We start from the raw sequence: 16,936 nt of genomic DNA, 5'->3' as shown, positions 1-16,936 counted from the left end.
ATGTATTTACTTTCGTTTGTTGCTACGGCCGAACAGATAGTCCAGCGATACCTGATAATAGTCGGCTAATTTGACTGCCAGATCGAACGGCAATACACGTTCCCCGCGCTCGTACTTGGAATAAAGGGATTGATCGCACAAAATAATTTCTGAGATCTGCTTTTGCGTCAGGTCAGCATCTTCACGCAAGTCTCGGATTCTGAGATTCATAACCATCACCAAGGTAACGATAACAAAGTTTTTTTCTTCTTCCGCAAACACACAATCAAGTTCTTTGCTGCTTTTTCCTCGTACATAGGCATCTCGCCAGAGCTGGCTTTTCAAGTAAAATCCACTTGAATTGTCTATACGAGTCTTTTGCGAAAGCGATCTGCTGCAGATAATTGATAGAAACTGGATTCGAGGAAAATATGCCTTGCCTTTATTCGCTGTCCCTGCTCCCGCATAGCCTATAAACAACATAGTTAGCAACTTTGTGTACTTCGCTCTATTCAAGGAAAATAAAATGAAATCCTAAACGGTGTGCCTTTCCTTGATACGCTTGACAGCATAGCCCAATCGAACAATAGCCTCCACAAGCATCGCAGGGATAGACATGGAACAGAAATGCGTGAAATCATATCCCTCATAGTACATAGTTTGAACGACTTCAGCTATCGTTTGCTCGCCTTCCCCAATGCTTCCAAACTAAAGGGGATTAAACAAGCGCTGTCCAGACCGGCACCAAGCTGAAGTGATGGCCTAATTTTATTCCAAGACAAAGGTGTGACCTCCGCCCTTCATTTGTCTTGACAACAGATCACTGCCGTCCTTTCTTCTGCCGATTGCGGAAGTCCTTTTCGATGTCATCCGTCCAGTGCTCATTCAGAGGCACGCTGCTGATAGAATAAAAATAGTACAAGTCAAAATGAGCAAATTCCCAATAAGCAATAGATGATACAATAGAAGTATAGTCTTGAAAGAGGATCTCATTATGCAAAGCAGCATGACAAACGGTTTAAACTGGATTCAGTCCAGTACTATCTTGATCATAAAGAACTTAGTGTTCGTGGCTGTGCTCAGAATCTCGGTGTAGGTGACAGCACTCTGACGAAATGGCTGAAGAATTTCAGGGAGTCTGGAAATATCCCTATTCATGGCTCCGGTAATTACGCTTCTGATGAGCAGAAAGAGATTGCCCATTTGAAACGTGAGCTTCGTGATGCCTAGGACACACTCGATGTGCTAAAAAGTTATCAGCATTTTGGGAAAATAACAGAAGCCATTTATATAGAGGTTTCTGAAAAGACGGAAGCTGCCAGAAAACAGGATCGCCGGGTTTCCGTTTCCGGAATGCTGAACTATTTAGGCGTTTCGCGGTCTGGATACCGTTCATGGTTGAAACATACCCCTACCGATACGGAAAAGCGCAGGGAATACATAAAAGCCAAAATACAGGATATTCATGATGAATCCAAGCAAAACTACAGAACTCCCCAAATCACCAGAAAGTTGCGTCAGAATGGAGAGATCATCCCAGAACGTAGAACGTACTGTTGGGAAATATATGAAGGAAATGGGGATCAAGGCCAAATGGGTGAAACCGTGGACGATCACTACCATAGATTTCGATTTCAACAACGAACTTCAAAATATCCTGAATGAACAGTTTACTCCTGATCGTCCAAATGCGGTATGGTGTAGCGATATTACATATATCTTGACAAACAAAGGCTTTGTCTATCTGACAAGCATTATAGATCTGTTTTCCTGAAAGATTATTGCTTGGACACTCAGTCAGATTTGAGAGGTATCCTGTGTGATTGACACCATTGGTAAAGCGAAAGCCAGACGCAGCACAGAACTATCGTTAATCATCCACAGTGACAGAGGAAGCCAGTATGTATCCCAGGCATAGCGAGAAGCTACTGCAAAAATGCAGCGCAGCTACTCGAAAAAGGCTTTTCCGTGGGATAATGCATGCATCGAATCGTTTCACGCGCTTGTCAAACGGGAATGGCTGAACCGGTTTAAAATACAGGATTACCGGTAGGCGTATCGTCTGGTATTCGAGTACATCGAAGCTTTTTACAATACCAAACGTATCCACTCATGTCGCCAAATGACTTTGAATTACTTTATGAGCAAACACAGACAAACTGTTCTTAGTAAGTTAAGTTGAGGATTAACTTCTCTTTTTAACTGGTGCTAAATCTTGACATAGGACCATTAGTGTTTTACCTGTATCGTTGTATGAAAAAATAGTATCAGGTGAAATTACGCTTCATGATTGGATGAAAAACGCCAAGCGGCTGGGGCTGGATGCGGCAGATATCAGTACAGTTATGCTGAAAGAACACACGCCAGTTTATCTGAACCGTGTAAACAGGTTGATTGATGAAATCGGTATTCCGATAGCGATGGCATCCGCCTACCCAGACTTCACACATCCGGACGCTTTGCAGCGCGAACGCGAACTGGAATACTTGAGGCGGGATATCGCAATGTGTTCAGAACTGAGGTTGCAATATGTTCGCGTGCTGGCGGGACAAGCTCATCTGGAAACTAGCCGCGAAGAAGGCATTCGTTGGGCAGTAGAAATGCTGCGCCGCGCCGCGGTTACGGCCGCTAAATTTGGCGTAACACTGGTTTATGAAAATCATTTCAAGCCAACGGTATGGGAGTATGCCGATTTCAGCTTTCCAATCGATATTTTCCTCGAAATTGCCCTGAAAATTAAAGGAAGCGGTGTAAAACTGAATTTTGACACTGGCAATGTGACGGCACTGGGCTTGGACCCAATTCCCATTCTAAAAAAAATATATCCCGATGTGGCGACAGTCCATATTTCAGATATGGCAGAGTTGGGTAAATTTGCTCCGGTTGTTATCGGTACTGGCGTGACCCCGAACAAAGAGATATTGGCGTATCTGAAACAGCAAGGCTTTAATGGGTTGGTCTGCATAGAAGAAGCAAGCGGAACAGGATATGATGGTATCCGTAAGGCCGTAGAATTTGTTCGAAGCGCATGGGAGGAGGCGTTATGAAAGCGTTAGTAGTAATAGAAAACGGATTGGCCGAGATGCGCGAAGTGAAAACACCGGACTATGGAGCGGATGAGGTGTTGGTTCGCGTAAAGGCCTGCGCAATCTGCGGTAGTGATGTTCATGGCTATGACGGGTCGAGTGGTCGCCGTCAACCACCGATCATTATGGGGCACGAGGCAGCTGGAATGATCGAATGTATTGGAGAGCGTGTGACACGGTACAAACCGGGCGACCGAGTCACGTTCGATTCAACAGAGTACTGTGGTTCATGTTATTATTGCCGTAAAGGCATGGTGAATCTGTGCATGCATCGTCGCGTACTCGGCGTCCATTGCGCGGAATATAGCCGCGACGGTGCTATGGCGCAATATATTGCAGTGCCAGAAAGGATTCTATATCATATACCAAATACGGTTTCCTATCAGCAGGCTGCGATGGTCGAGCCGCTGTCAATCGCGGTGCATGCAGTTGCACAGTCGCCGATTCACTTGGGCGATAGAGCAGTGGTTGTCGGTTGCGGGACGATCGGACTAATGCTTATTCAGGTGCTCAACGTTTCCGGCTGTACGCAGATTATTGCACTGGATATGGATGACGGCAAACTGGCCATGGCAAAAGAGCTTGGTGCACAAGCAACAATTAACACAAAACAAGAGAACACCCGCCAACGGGTTCTTGAACTGACTGAAGGGCGCGGCGCGGATGTTACCTTTGAGGCAGTGGGTATACCGGCAACGTTTGATACTGCACTGTCCTGTACGAAAAACGGCGGCGGAGTGGTTCTTGTCGGTAATGTATCACGTGAGGTGAAAATGAATCTGCAGAGCGTCGTCACCTCGCAGATTACTCTTTATGGTTCCTGTGCTTCCGCAGGTGAGTATGACGTCTGTCTGTCACTGATTGCGTCTGGAAAAATTAATGTGGACCGTATGATTAGTGCAACTGTTCCTTTGGAAGAGGGCGATGAATGGCTCAAGCGGCTTCATAACGCGGAACCAGGTCTGATGAAGGTCGAATTGCTCCCGTAAAAATAGTGCAGAATACAATACAAAAAAGAAAGAGAAAAAGAACAAAGTTGACAGAAAAGGAGAGTTACTGATGAAACGGACATTAAGCTGGCTGTTATGCGGAACGATGATACTGGGATTGCTTATAGGTTGTGGGAATAATAACGATACCCAGAGTAGCGAGGGTTCTTCGAATGATACTATCAAGATTGGTTATTTCGGACCTTTGACAGGCGGGTCAGCGCAACTGGGGCAAGCGGCGCTTAATGGTGCTCAATTAGCGGTTAACCAGTTGAATGAAAAGGGAGGCATCTTAGGCTGTCAAGTCGAGATTGTATCATATGATGATAAGTCGTCTCCGGAGGAAGCGGTAAAGGCGGCAACCAAACTGGTACAGGTGGACAAAGTCAATGCGATTTTTGGTTCGCTGCACAGCGCTAATGTGCAGGCAGCAGCGCCGGTGGTCGAAGAATCTCAGACTTTGCTCGTTAGTGGGGGTACGTCACCAACATGGCTTCAACAGGGATATACCTATCTGTTCCGCTCGATTGCTAATGCGAATACTGCAAGTAAGCAGCTTGCGCAATATGCTAATGACGAAGGGCTGAAGAAAATCGCGACATTTACAAGCAATGACGAGTACGGTACTTCTGGTGCGGATGCCTTCAAAGCAGCCTGTGCGGATTATGACATTGAGTTCGTTGCAGCGGAAACGATGGCAAACGGTGATCGTGATTTTACTGGGCAGTTTGCGAAAATCAATGCGGCCTCTCCGGATGCGGTGCTAGTATGGTGTTTGTCCGATGATATGGGAGCGGTTACGAAGCAACTGCGTCAGTCCGGCTTCTCGGGTACGATTTTAGGTCCGGAAGGTTATTCTATGCCGGAGATTCTTAACGTTGCAGGTGATACGGCCAATGGAGTATGCTTCGCAGCGCAGTATCTGATCTATGAGGATCCGGAAGAAGCGCAGGACGAGAATATGAGGGTGTTTCTCGAAGACTATATTGCTGAATTTGGCGCTGCTCCAGCTTCGGATAACGCCTGCCGCGCCTATGACGGTATAAATATGATTGCGGTTGCGATGGAGGACTCTGGCGCAGATCATGGCCAGGAGTTGCGCGATGCGTATAATGACATCGATGGCTATGTTGGTCTGGCTGGCACATTCTCCTATAAGGGAGGCAACGGCGAGGGAATTGATGTAATGCGTATTTTCAGGATTGAAGACGGTAAGTACTGGGAAGCTGAATAAACAATCGGAAACGAATAGAGCGGCCGGTTCGATAGCCTGAGCTGGCCGCTGCTTACAAGAAATAAAGGAGTAAGCTTATGTTTTTGCAGTTGTTGGTCGGGGGAATAGCCGTTGGCTGTATCTATGCGCTGATCGGCCTTGGATATAGCCTGATTTACAGCGCTTCCGGATTGATGAGCTTTGTGCAGGGCGAGATATTCATGCTGGGCGCTTACGTTGCATTCACTATTTATGTTGGATGTAAAATTCCGTTTATTTTTGCAGTATTCATTGCGATTGCAATTATGTTCGTTTTCGGTATGTTGATGGAACGAAGTATGATCAGTCCGCTTCTCAAACGAGGTGCCGGTCAAATACATATTGTTATCGCTACGATTGGCCTATCTATTTTTCTGAAAAATTTTGCCATGATTGTATGGGGTACTGATGTTAAAAATTTTCCGTCTGTATTTGGAGAATTTCCATATCAAATCGGAGTAGTATCTATTTCACCTCAGCAGCTCGTGATCATGTTGGTCACGATCGTTTGTATGATTTTACTACATTTGTTTATGAACAAGACCCGTATGGGTACAAGTCTGCGCGCCGCAGCACAGGATCCGATGGCAGCGGGTGTTGTGGGCATCAATGTACCGTTCACGGTCGGTATGGCGTGGGCGCTTGCTGCCGTACTTAGTGCGATCGCAGGTATCCTTTTGGCACCGATCTACGGCGTATATCCAAAGATGGGTGCGATCCTTTCGACAAAAGGATTTGCAGCGGCTGTTCTGGGCGGCTATGGCAATATGTATGGCGCAATTATTGGTGGTCTGATCGTCGGTGTTGTAGAGACGATGGCAGCAGGCTATCTTTCTTCGTCTTTTAAGGATATCATTTCCTTCGGTGTGCTGATTGTTGTTCTATTCGTCATGCCTCATGGTATTTTGAAAGTGAAAGCGGATTAAGGGGAGGGTAAAAAATGAATCATATTATGAAAGCCCTGTCCAATGTGAAAACACAACGCACGATTGGAGCCGTACTGCCTGCATTGGTGATGATTTATCCGGTTTTGTTCCGTGAAGCGATATATATGCATCTGATTCTCTGTACGCTGGGCATCTATATTATTGTCAATACTGGCTTTGACGTCCTGTTTGGCTATTCCGGACAGATTTCACTTGGGCAGGCAGGGTTTTATGCGATTGGAGCGTATTTCAGCGCTATCCTTAGTAAAACAGGCGTGCCGGTTCTGCTGGCAATGCTGATCGGCGGTATCTTTGCAGCGGCAATTGGCTATATTCTGGCACTCCCTTGCTCAAAACTTGTACACCACTTTCTCGCAATGGTAACAATTGGATTTGGGGAAATTGTTCGTCTGTTGGCAATCAATGGCCCGACGCAACTGACCGGCGGTGCAAATGGAATCGGTGGTATCCCTTCGGTTACTTTGTTCGATTTCAAGCTGAATACCAACGCGAGATATTTATATTTTGTGCTTGCACTGGTACTTCTCAGTCTGTTGGTTAAACGTCGGATTATAGATTCGCGCGTTGGACGGGCGATGCAGGCAATCAAATGTAATCCAGATGCCAGTGAGGCATTTGGTATGAAACTGTCACATTATAAAGCGTTGGCTTTTACTGTTGCAGCGTTTTACGCCGGTATCGGCGGTGCGGTTTACGCACATATGGTGCGTTTTATCAGTCCAGAGACCTTCTCGGCAGACCAGTCGAGTATGTTTCTTGTGATGTTGCTTGTCGGCGGCATGGGTACCCTCTGTGGGCCCTTAATCGGTTCTGCGCTTGTAATAGCAATTACAGAATTTCTGCAGCAGTTCGGTACATATCAGATGCTGATCTATGGTGCGCTGATTATTTTTGTACTCTTTTTTATGCCGAATGGTATTGCAGGAACGGTATATAACCGTTTTTATTTTCTGTTTCATAAGGTTCCTGTGCGAAATGCCACAAGCAAGCAGGGGGTGGAGTAAATGGAGGAACTATTAAAGGTTAACCATGTTACAATGAAGTTTGGTGGTCTGAAAGCAATTAATGAATTGGACATGAGCGTTTCTAAAGGTGAAATTCATGGTTTGCTTGGTCCAAATGGCTCAGGTAAAACCACATGCTTTAATGTAATATCGGGAGTATATCAGCCTACGGAAGGTAATGTATTTCTTGAGGGTAAACAAATTAACGGTAATGAAAGATACGCAATTAACGAGCTTGGTATTGCTCGTACATTTCAGCATATCAGCTTGTTCTCGACCATGAGTGTATTGGAAAATGTTATCGTTGGGCAACACTGCCGTACAAAATCTGGCCTTGTATCTGCAATTCTTCGGACAAAGAAAGAACGTCAGGAAGAGCAAAAGATGGTTGAACGTGCATATGAGTTGCTCGATTTTGTAAACCTTACCCATCGCGCAGGCGAGCTGGCCTGCAATTTACCTTATGGTGAACAGCGCCTGCTTGAGATCGTCCGTGGTCTGGCGAGTGCTCCTAAACTGATGATGTTGGATGAAGCCTCAGCTGGCATGAATTCAACGGAAAAAAAGGATTTGATACAAATCATCCGCGCAATCAGCCAGCAAGGAATTACTGTGCTCATGATTGAGCACGATATGAAATTGGCGATGAGTCTGTCTGATGAAATAACCGTGCTGGATCACGGATCAAAAATCGCGGAGGGGCCTCCGGCGGATATTCAGAAAAATCAGCAGGTAATAGAGGCATACTTGGGGAAAGGAGGAGTCGCCCGTGCCAAATAAGCTGGAAATTTGTAATTTGGAGCACAAATACGGTGCGATTCAGTCGCTCAAGGGTGTCAGCTTGGAAGTAAATGAAAATGAGATTGTTGCGTTGATCGGCGCAAACGGCGCCGGTAAGACGACACTACTGCGTTGCATCTCAGGCATTTTGAAGCCGAGTAAGGGAGAGATTCGCTTTGAGGGCAAAAGTATCGCTGGCTTGCCGGCCTACAAAGTTGCCAAATACGGCATTGCGCAAGTGTTGGAATCTCGCCATGTGTTCCCCAAGTTGACCGTTATGGAAAATATAGAGATGGGAGCCTTTCTGAAAAAAGATAATCAGCGTATGCAAAGCGATATTGAAAAATGGTTTGAGGTTTTTCCGCGTCTGAAAGAACGCATTTGGCAGACGGCTGGTACACTGTCAGGCGGTGAACAGGAGATGCTTGCAATGGTGCGTGGACTGATCTCTAATCCGAAACTACTCATCCTAGATGAACCGTCAATGGGTCTTGCACCAATTTTTATCGATGAAATTTTCAATATCATCCCGCGACTTCAGAAAATGGGCACAACAATTTTACTGGTCGAACAAAATGCCAGTATGGCTTTGGCGATAGCTGATCGCGGCTATGTTATGGAAACAGGGAATATCACGCTTACTGACACCGGACGGCGGTTGCTTAATAATGATAAAGTGCGTAAAATGTACTTGGGGGAAGAGTAACCAACTGATACCGAATCACGCAGACCGAACCGCTTTTGCGGTCCGGTCTTGCGCCTTTTTTCAGGAGGCTGGCAATGAATAGAATTCGAAGCTTTTTTCGCTATTCTCTGGGACGGAGACTGGCACTGTACTTTACATTGATGATGTTGTTGCCGCTATCGGCGGCAGGCATGACCGTTTATCGTGCATCGGATATGAGGATGAATAACAGCGCGTTGCAGCTATCAGCGCAGATTGTCAGTAATGTGGCGCTTGATCTGGATCAACTGCTCACAGATGCGAAGAGTATGATCGATTTGGTCATCAGGGACGATACGATTCAGCATCATATTAACCGCGTGTTTAATTCCGAAAATAATACCGAAGATGTGCAGATATCGCTGAATCTTCGGTTAAAACAGTTGGGCGAATATTATAAAAATATTTATGGGGTATATTTGATTTTGGACAATGGTATGGTGGCGAAGTCGCGCTATTATTCCATTCACGAAGAGTTGGAATTGCCGGCCGATTTTTATCGGCAAGCGCGGAACCATTCAGATGTGAAATGGAGGCTTTGCCCGACAGGCTCCATGATTGTAAACAATATGGGGGCGGGGGTATTGAGCGCAGCCGCTTCTCTTACGGACAAAAGCACTGGTCTGCCATGCGGCATAATTATAGTGGATATTCGGTTGGAAACGATCCGAAAAATGGTGAATGTGTACCTTGGAGAGAATGGGAATGTATTTTTGATGGATCGCAGTGGAAACGTATTGATGGAACAAATGGAAGACGATGGACAAAGAGAGACAGTTTCTGAGTTTATCCGCGGGACGGTAATTGGTGAAGAAACTGAGATTCATGACAATGCACATTTTTTTATCCTTTCCAGCCGTCTGCCGGAAAGCGGATGGACTTTAACCGGATTAGTACATAAGAATTTTATTCGGCAGAACAGCCGTCAGATATTAAAAATACTGCTTTGGATTGCATTAATTGCATGTTTAATTAATCTTCTGGTATCGCGCCTGCTGCGCGCCTATGAACTGCGACCTATTCACTCGATGATGCAATTCGTTGGCCAAGTGGAGAAAGGTGATTTTGACACACCGCTTTTTGTCGTGCGTGACGATGAAATAGGTGCTTTGGCAGTTAGCATGAAAAAAATGACTCTGCATATCAAAGAATTGCTTCATACTGTGCGGCAAGAACAGGAGCGGTTTAGATGGGCAGAATTCAAGGCACTTCAGGCGCAGATTAACCCACATTTTCTATATAATACGCTTGATTCCGTAAAGTGGTTGATCTGGGAGGGGGAGAATAAGAAGGCAGATGACATGGTGACTGCATTAACGAAATTCTTCCGAATTGGCCTTAGTGGAGGGTGCGATTTGATTCCGGTCGAATGCGAAATCGCTCATGTGGAAAGTTATCTTAAAATTCAGAAAATACGTTATAGCAGAGAATTCGAGTATACAGTTTATCTGGACCATAGCATTTCTGGATGTATGGTGCCCAAGCTGATACTGCAGCCGCTGGTGGAAAATGCACTATATCACGGCATCAAACCTGCAAGGAGAAAATGCCGACTATTCATTAATGCACTTCAACAGGAGGATACTATTCTCCTGGAAGTGCGGGATGACGGTGTGGGTATTCCGCAGAATCAGCTTCAACAGTTGGGAAAATTATTGAAGTATGGTCGGAAATATCCATCAGAGAGTTATGGCCTGGGAAATATATGCGATCGTATACATATCCTGGCAGGTGAGGAATACGGTATAGAGATCGTGAGTGAATTGGGGATAGGGACTTCAGTTCGTCTTCACCTGCCGCTAAAATTAGGAGGAAATGAGAATGTATCCAGTACTGCTCGCAGATGATGAGGAAATTATTCGCGAAGGAATACGTCGAGCGGTTCCTTGGGAGTCTCTCGGACTCGCTTTGGAGGTGGTAGTTGAAGATGGGCAGAAAGCGCTATCGTGCGCTGCGGAGAATCAGTTCGAAATTGTAATTACAGATATTCGAATGCCGTGCATGGATGGCTTGGAAATGATTCGGGTGCTTCGCCGACATAATCCTGACTGTCGGATTGTTATTTTGACTGGACACGAAGAATTTGAATATGCGCGCACGGCTTTACAGTTAGGTGTTTCCGAGTACTTGTTGAAGCCCGTAGATATATCCGAATTGTGCAGCGTATTAACCAAACTTGTTCAGGAATTAGATCAAATACATGGGCGCAACAATGAAGTGAAGCGGTTGCATTTGCAGGCAGCGGCAGATAGCATGTGGCAATGCCAGCATGCACTTCGGCGTTTCCTCGCCGGAAAAATCAACGTGAGACAGCTGAGGGAACACGTGCCGGCAGAATGGAATACGGCAAACTGCTGTGCAGGCATACTGATTCAGATTGATAATTTCGATTGGCTAATCAGGGACAAGGATGAAGAAAGCTTTTTTCGCCTTACAAGTGAGCTGGAGGAGATACTGATTTCACAAAGCGAAAAAAATATGTGTATTGTAGAAAAAGAAAACGGTCTGTACTTTGTGCTGTTTCTGGGGAATCAGATAGAAGGTTTAGAATTTAATATGCGATCCTATGTTTATCGGCTACGGGCGGCTGTCACACAGGTTTCCTACACAACCATTTCTTCATCCATCATCTGTGGTGGAATACAGAACAGTAAGGCTGTGTACGAGGAAACTCTTAAATTCGTAGATCGCGTATTCTTAATGGGGAATGGGCGTGATACGCAGGTAGAGGAGATCGAGCCAAAGCCGTTTAACTCTCCGCTCCCACATGAATTTGACATGAAGACAATTGTACATACACTGACAAGTTTTAATAAAGAAAAAATACACGCATGCTTGATAGACATAACGAAGAACATTCGACAGAATACACACAATTCTTATTTGTATACCAGCATGATAGTAGGATTCATTTACAGTGAAATGCTCAGCATTCTGACTGAGATACATTGTCCGGTACAGAGCATACTGCCCGAACCGATGAAGGAATATAGTCATCTGATGACGAGACAGTCTCTTGACGGCATGATGGATGCTTTGACATACATTATTGATCAAGTGTGTGATTTCGTCGAAAAGAATGTTGCAGGGGGACAGGATGCGGTTAAACGGGCCAAATTATATATTCGCGAGCATTATGCAGACGCCAAAATATCACTCGATATAGTAGCATTGGCGGTTGGGATCTCTCCTACTTACTTGAGTGCATTGTTCAAGCAGGAATTAGCTCAATCGTTTGTGAGTTATCTGACCGAAACGCGGCTAAATCGTGCAAAGCAACTATTGCGGGAAAGTAAATATCGGTCATATGAAATTGGTTATATGTGTGGTTATGAGAATCCGACTTATTTCAGCACGATATTCAAACGGCACATAGGATGTTCGCCGTCTGAATATCGAAAACGAATGCAAGAATCTGGTTGCGATATCCTGCGACTTGCGCATTAATTTAAAATAAAGAATACGGCCATTTAGGAGAACGAATCTCCAAGGTGGTCGTATTTTTGGTAACACAATATATTCAATGGTGTTTAACAAATAAAAGTGCGGTCGGCAACACCGCCGCTCCATTTTTAACGCGCTCTTGACAGACATCGGTTTGACAATAGTTTGTATCCGTACCATTCTGCATTAGGGAGTGAGGAGCCTGATGAAACAGGAGGGACAGATGCTGGAGCAGTTGCGGCGGTATTATTCCCTCTGGCGGGAGACCAATGCGATTTATGAGGAATGGGCTATCCCTGAACAGCGTCCTGGCGCTGTACTCGATCCATGATGAGAAAGCATGTACCTCCAAGTCTATCGGCCAGAGATGGATAATCCTGAAGCAGACGGTTCATACATTCTTACAGGGATTTGAGGTGCGGGGATACATTGAACTGGTTCACGTCCCAGAAGATAAGCGGAACAAGCAGATCCACCTGACTCAGACAGGGCGGGAACTTGCTGATACTATCGTTAAGAAATTGCATGATATGGAACTGTATGCTATGAAGCGTATGGGGCTGGAACGGATGCGCACCCTAAATGACAGCCTTGCCCTGTTTATCACCTTATTCCGAGATGGGAGTTCCGACACAGATGAATAACTGGCGTATGTTTTTTCAGTTTGTGTTCCCGTCCGTGATAGCGTTTGCCCTTTCGAGGATTTACACGATTGTGGACGGCTTTTTCGTGGGGCGTAGCTTGGGAGATATGGGTCTGGCCGCCATCAACCTGGGCTTTTCCATCTCCGCGTTTATGCAGGCGGTGGGGACGGGCATCGGCCTGTCCGATACCATCCGGTTTACCATCCTGCGCGGGCAGAAGAAGCAGGGGAAAGTAAAAGAGTGTTTTACCAGTACGGCGTTCCTGCTGGGTCTGGCCAGTGTTGCACTGATGGCGCTGATGCTGGTATTTTTGATGCCGCTGCTCTGTCTGCTGGGGCGAAAAGCGAACTTTTACAGATGACTGTGGAGTATGTCTGGGTAATTGCACTGTGTACAGTGTTCCAGATCTTTGCCACCGGCCTTGTCCCGTTCATCCGCAATCTAGGCGGCGCAACCTTTGCCATGGCCTGCATGATGGCAGGCTTCTTCACCAACATTATGTGTTCGTGTAGGGTCTTGGGCAAGGTATGGCCGGCGCAGCATGGGATACGATCATCGGACAGGCCGTGACTATGCTGGCAGCGATTTTCTACCTAGTGAAAAAGAGAATTGGCTTTTCTGCACCGCAGGCGAAAACTCTATTTTCACTTTTCGAGTTTGTTTTGAAAGTGGCGGTTGCCCCTTTGGGGTTGACCTTCTCCCCGCAGATTACCACCATCCTGATGAACCGGTTCTTGATGATCTATGACGGCGAGCAGGTGGTGGCCGTATACGGGTGCATCGCCTATGTCGCGGCCATTGCCTATCTGCTTTTGCAAGGTGTGGGCGACGGGAGCCAGCCGCTCATCAGCCGCTTTTTCAGTGAGGACAACCTGCCCACCATGAAGCAGATGCGGAAATACGACTACTTAACCGCTGCTACGATTGGAATCGGGTGCTTTGCGGTGTTCTTCCTGGCCCAGAATCATGTGGGCATCCTGTTTGGAGCCTCTGTGGAAACCAACGGGAGCGTATCGTTCTATCTGCCGTTTTTCCTGATTGTTCTGGTTCTACTGTCCTATGTCCGTATCACCACGGCTTTCCGGTACGCCACGGAGAAGAGCATACTGTCGTACCTGTTGGTCTATGCCGAGCCGGTATGTATCCTGCTGTTCCTGCTGGTGCTGCCGAACATCCCAGCGCTGGGCTTACAGGGCGTGTGGTTTTCGGTCCCGCTGGCGCAGTGCGTTACCTGGGGCATTGCGTTCCTTGTCAAACACAGGATTGACCACAATCTAATTCACGATATAGCTAAGATGGAAAGGAGCGCATCCGTATGAGCAGAATTATCACAGTAAGCCGGGAGTTTGGCAGCGGCGGTAGGGAGCTGGGCCGACGCATTGCGGAGACGCTGCACATTGCCTACTATGACAGGGAGATCATTGCAGAACTCTCTAAACGAACCGGGCTGATGGAAGAAACGGTGGAGCACAGCATGGAGCGCAACCCTGTGCTGTTGTTCCCCATCGACAACGGTGTGACCTTCCGCCTTCCCACCGGCGGCCTGCTGCGCCAGCAGGGGAAGAGCTTTGCCGAGCAGTGCAAAATCATCCGGGCGCTGGCGGAGAAGTCGGACTGCGTGATCGTGGGCCGCTGTGCGGACTATATTCTGGCAGACCAGAAACCCTATTGCATCTTTACCTATTCTGATATGGAGAGCAAGATAAGGCGATGCCGGTTGAAAGGACAGGAAGGTAGGGAACTGACAGATCATGGACTGAAGCACCGCATCCAAGCCATCAACAAGGGGCGGGCGGAATACTATAACTTTTTCACCGGCTAGGTGTGGAGCGACAAGCTCAACTACGACCTGTGCCTTAACACGACAAACTTCTCTGTGAAAGAGCTGACGACTTATATTGTAAAAATGCTGGATAGATAAACAGAAATCGGGCTTCCAAATAGAAGCTCGATTTTTTGACCATGTTCGCCATCCAATATATGAGGAGCCTTTTAGCCTTCTCATAGTCCACTATTCTGAGGGGAGAGCTATTTCTTCTGTAGCTCGTTTTCCCAAGTACAACTTAAAATTGCTATGAGGTACACCTCCTTTTTCTTGCTTTTTCTTATAAGCGCAGAATGTTTTGCATTTGGGTACCACCCATGGGCGCTCATAGACACGATACGCACCAATCATCTTGCGTTTGAGCACCTTTTTGTACACATATTCATGACTATGTAAAATAAAATTAACAGGTGCTGCCTGCTTAACTTTTTCGTGCTCTTTTTGCTGAACTATCTATTTGACAAACATACGCCCTCCCCTCCTCAGCTGCCCTGTCTAATGAATCACAACAAGCTCTTGCCCCCTGATTCTACACGTTTTCAAATTTCTTCGCGCTGTCCTTATCCTATCAGGCTTTTGCTTGGAATTTCTGTGTCTGCGCTTCCAACTGGATTACCTGTGCAAACAATTCTGAACTAGCAGCCGCAGATTCCTCACTGGTCGCAGAATTATTCTGGATTACAATAGAAATTTGGTCAATCTCCTGCGTGATTACGTCTACTTCGCTGAAGATGCGCGCACAGATCACTGGTCTGGAAACCGCGCAGAAGAACGTAAAGGACGATATCTCGCTGGTAAAGACCGGTGAGGGTGCGATGCAGGAAGTGCAGGACATGCTCAACCGTATGGTCGAGCTTGCAACCCAGTCCTCGAACGGCACCTATGACAACGCAGTTGACAGAGATAATCTGCAAAAAGAAGTGGCTGAGTTGAAGACCGAGATCGACCGTATCGCAGATTCCGCAAACTTTAACGGCATCAAGTTACTGGACGGCTCTCTACAGGATGGCGCTACGGTCAATCTCTCTATTTCCGGCACTATAAATGGCGGGGCTATTACAGCTGCGGCTGATGGAAGCTATAATCTCAGCGGTACGTTTAAAGCTGGTGATGCAGTAACGATCAAAGGGACAACATATACTTTCAAAGCTGATAGTGATGGCTCGGACGGTACTTTTAAAGATCTGGCTACCCTAAAGACGGCAGCCGGCAAGAATGGCGTGACGATTAATGATGGAACGAACACAAAAGTAACTGCTACGACTACCGGCAAGGCCCTTACTTTGCAGATTGGCGATACCTCTGACAGCTATAACCAGATGGCAGTTTCCATCCAAGATATCCATGTTGCAGCGCTGGGGCTTACGGATATTGATATTTCCACGCAGGCTGGGGCTAAAAATGCAGTGGCTGCCATCAAAAACGCGATCAACACGGTATCGTCTATCCGCGGTACGCTGGGCGCAACCCAGAACCGTCTGGAGCACACCCAGAACAACCTGTCCGTCATGACCGAGAACATCCAGGACGCCGAATTCACCATCCGCGACACCGACGTTGCTGACGAGATGATGGCTTACACCAAGAACAACATTCTGGTGCAGTCCGCGCAGGCCATGCTTGCGCAGGCCAATCAGGTGCCGCAGGGAGTCCTCCAGCTCCTGCAGTAAACCTGGGTTTCTTCTATGAAAAATGGGGCGGGTCAGCGTGAATATACTGCGCTCCGTTTTCTGTGCAAAACTTATGCGTTGATGTCATCACTAAATACGAAAGACCCGCTCCGCGTTGTAAACGTGAGCGGGTCTTTCTGCGGGAACGCGCCTTTGTTCTGATTACAACCTGGTCCTTATTCCTGCAGAAAATCAGTTTTTTTGTTTGTCTTTTCCTTTGAAAACGGGATTTAATAAGAATTTGTTCCGCTTTCCATAACCTGATAGGAGCAGAAAAATTTTTCTAAAATATGTACTTTTTTAATGAAGTTTTAATGAAAGCACGATATACTACAGATGTACTAAAGGAAAGGGGGTCTGGGACATGAAAAAAGGATTAATGATCTCAATGATGGCGTTTGGCGCGGCTGCAATGCTGGCGGGATGTACGCCAACTATAGCTTCGGGTGCAGGGAATGCTGGCTATCCGCAGCAGGGGGCGCCGTCGCAAACGGGATCGCTGCAGCCAAGCGGGCAGGTTCCGGTAAGTGACATGCCATCAGTAGAGCAGGCTGCCGTGGCAGAGAATCAGGCAGCGACGAACCAGAATTCC

General features: G+C 46.6%; 19 protein-coding genes and 1 pseudogene. 19 read left to right on the top strand and 1 reads right to left on the bottom strand.

What is annotated here, in order from left to right:
• Positions 1-6 precede the first annotated feature (6 nt).
• On the bottom strand, positions 7-210 hold the full coding sequence (locus tag OCV66_RS15660; RefSeq protein WP_082397429.1) for a helix-turn-helix domain-containing protein: 204 nt from the start codon (positions 208-210) through the stop codon (positions 7-9).
• Positions 211-999: 789 nt separating this feature from the next.
• Between OCV66_RS15660 and OCV66_RS12460 the strand changes: the two are divergent.
• The 19 genes and pseudogenes from OCV66_RS12460 to OCV66_RS12375 form a co-directional block, all read left to right on the top strand.
• Positions 1,000-1,209: pseudogene (locus OCV66_RS12460) on the top strand (transposase); the annotation flags it as partial.
• A 12-nt stretch (positions 1,210-1,221) separates the two neighbouring features.
• On the top strand, positions 1,222-1,644 hold the full coding sequence (locus OCV66_RS12455) for a hypothetical protein (RefSeq protein ID WP_242977942.1): 423 nt from the start codon (positions 1,222-1,224) through the stop codon (positions 1,642-1,644).
• Positions 1,645-2,273: 629 nt separating this feature from the next.
• Positions 2,274-3,026, top strand: a complete 753-nt coding sequence (locus tag OCV66_RS12450; protein WP_147574473.1) for a sugar phosphate isomerase/epimerase family protein — start codon at positions 2,274-2,276, stop codon at positions 3,024-3,026.
• Positions 3,023-4,054, top strand: a complete 1,032-nt coding sequence (locus OCV66_RS12445; protein WP_147574472.1) for a zinc-dependent alcohol dehydrogenase — start codon at positions 3,023-3,025, stop codon at positions 4,052-4,054. The genes OCV66_RS12450 and OCV66_RS12445 overlap by 4 nt, the downstream gene beginning before the upstream one ends.
• A gap of 70 nt (positions 4,055-4,124) precedes the next feature.
• Entirely contained in the window at positions 4,125-5,288 is a 1,164-nt protein-coding gene (locus tag OCV66_RS12440) for an ABC transporter substrate-binding protein (RefSeq protein WP_054328412.1), read from the top strand.
• Positions 5,289-5,365: 77 nt separating this feature from the next.
• Positions 5,366-6,232, top strand: coding sequence for a branched-chain amino acid ABC transporter permease (locus tag OCV66_RS12435; protein WP_054328413.1), 867 nt, complete (start codon positions 5,366-5,368; stop codon positions 6,230-6,232).
• A 14-nt stretch (positions 6,233-6,246) separates the two neighbouring features.
• Positions 6,247-7,257: a branched-chain amino acid ABC transporter permease gene (locus tag OCV66_RS12430; protein ID WP_054328414.1), complete on the top strand. Its 1,011-nt coding sequence runs from the start codon at positions 6,247-6,249 to the stop codon at positions 7,255-7,257.
• Positions 7,258-8,037, top strand: coding sequence for an ABC transporter ATP-binding protein (locus OCV66_RS12425; RefSeq protein ID WP_147574471.1), 780 nt, complete (start codon positions 7,258-7,260; stop codon positions 8,035-8,037). It abuts the gene before it with no gap.
• The gene (locus tag OCV66_RS12420; protein WP_054328415.1) at positions 8,027-8,743 is read left to right on the top strand and encodes an ABC transporter ATP-binding protein; all 717 of its coding nucleotides are present in this window, start codon (positions 8,027-8,029) and stop codon (positions 8,741-8,743) included. Before OCV66_RS12425 ends, OCV66_RS12420 begins: the two co-directional genes overlap by 11 nt.
• 74 nt (positions 8,744-8,817) lie before the next feature.
• Positions 8,818-10,608: a cache domain-containing sensor histidine kinase gene (locus tag OCV66_RS12415; protein WP_054328416.1), complete on the top strand. Its 1,791-nt coding sequence runs from the start codon at positions 8,818-8,820 to the stop codon at positions 10,606-10,608.
• Positions 10,583-12,208 (top strand): response regulator transcription factor, encoded by a 1,626-nt coding sequence (locus OCV66_RS12410; protein ID WP_186950440.1) that lies wholly within the window; start codon positions 10,583-10,585, stop codon positions 12,206-12,208. The genes OCV66_RS12415 and OCV66_RS12410 overlap by 26 nt, the downstream gene beginning before the upstream one ends.
• Before the next feature lie 202 nt (positions 12,209-12,410).
• Positions 12,411-12,536, top strand: coding sequence for a hypothetical protein (locus tag OCV66_RS12405; RefSeq protein ID WP_256435240.1), 126 nt, complete (start codon positions 12,411-12,413; stop codon positions 12,534-12,536).
• Positions 12,484-12,849 (top strand): MarR family winged helix-turn-helix transcriptional regulator, encoded by a 366-nt coding sequence (locus OCV66_RS15655; RefSeq protein WP_152959518.1) that lies wholly within the window; start codon positions 12,484-12,486, stop codon positions 12,847-12,849. The genes OCV66_RS12405 and OCV66_RS15655 overlap by 53 nt, the downstream gene beginning before the upstream one ends.
• Complete coding sequence (locus OCV66_RS12400; RefSeq protein ID WP_186950442.1) at positions 12,842-13,210, top strand: MATE family efflux transporter; 369 nt, start codon at positions 12,842-12,844, stop codon at positions 13,208-13,210. Before OCV66_RS15655 ends, OCV66_RS12400 begins: the two co-directional genes overlap by 8 nt.
• Positions 13,207-13,419 carry a hypothetical protein gene (locus OCV66_RS12395; RefSeq protein WP_054328422.1) on the top strand — a complete coding sequence of 71 codons (213 nt, stop codon included), beginning with the start codon at positions 13,207-13,209 and terminating at the stop codon, positions 13,417-13,419. Before OCV66_RS12400 ends, OCV66_RS12395 begins: the two co-directional genes overlap by 4 nt.
• Positions 13,377-14,168: an MATE family efflux transporter gene (locus OCV66_RS12390; protein WP_147574468.1), complete on the top strand. Its 792-nt coding sequence runs from the start codon at positions 13,377-13,379 to the stop codon at positions 14,166-14,168. The genes OCV66_RS12395 and OCV66_RS12390 overlap by 43 nt, the downstream gene beginning before the upstream one ends.
• Positions 14,165-14,671, top strand: a complete 507-nt coding sequence (locus OCV66_RS12385) for a cytidylate kinase-like family protein (protein WP_243182504.1) — start codon at positions 14,165-14,167, stop codon at positions 14,669-14,671. Before OCV66_RS12390 ends, OCV66_RS12385 begins: the two co-directional genes overlap by 4 nt.
• Positions 14,672-15,381: 710 nt before the next feature.
• Positions 15,382-16,344: a flagellin gene (locus tag OCV66_RS12380; RefSeq protein ID WP_054328424.1), complete on the top strand. Its 963-nt coding sequence runs from the start codon at positions 15,382-15,384 to the stop codon at positions 16,342-16,344.
• Positions 16,345-16,708: 364 nt separating this feature from the next.
• Positions 16,709-16,936: hypothetical protein (locus OCV66_RS12375; protein WP_262564630.1), on the top strand; the 228-nt coding region annotated here is incomplete at its 3' end.

The sequence above is a fragment of the Agathobaculum ammoniilyticum genome (assembly GCF_025567315.1).
Classification (GTDB): domain Bacteria; phylum Bacillota; class Clostridia; order Oscillospirales; family Butyricicoccaceae; genus Agathobaculum; species Agathobaculum ammoniilyticum.
The sequence above is the reverse complement of the archived record's forward strand: the minus strand, read 5'-3'. Positions and strand labels throughout refer to the sequence as shown.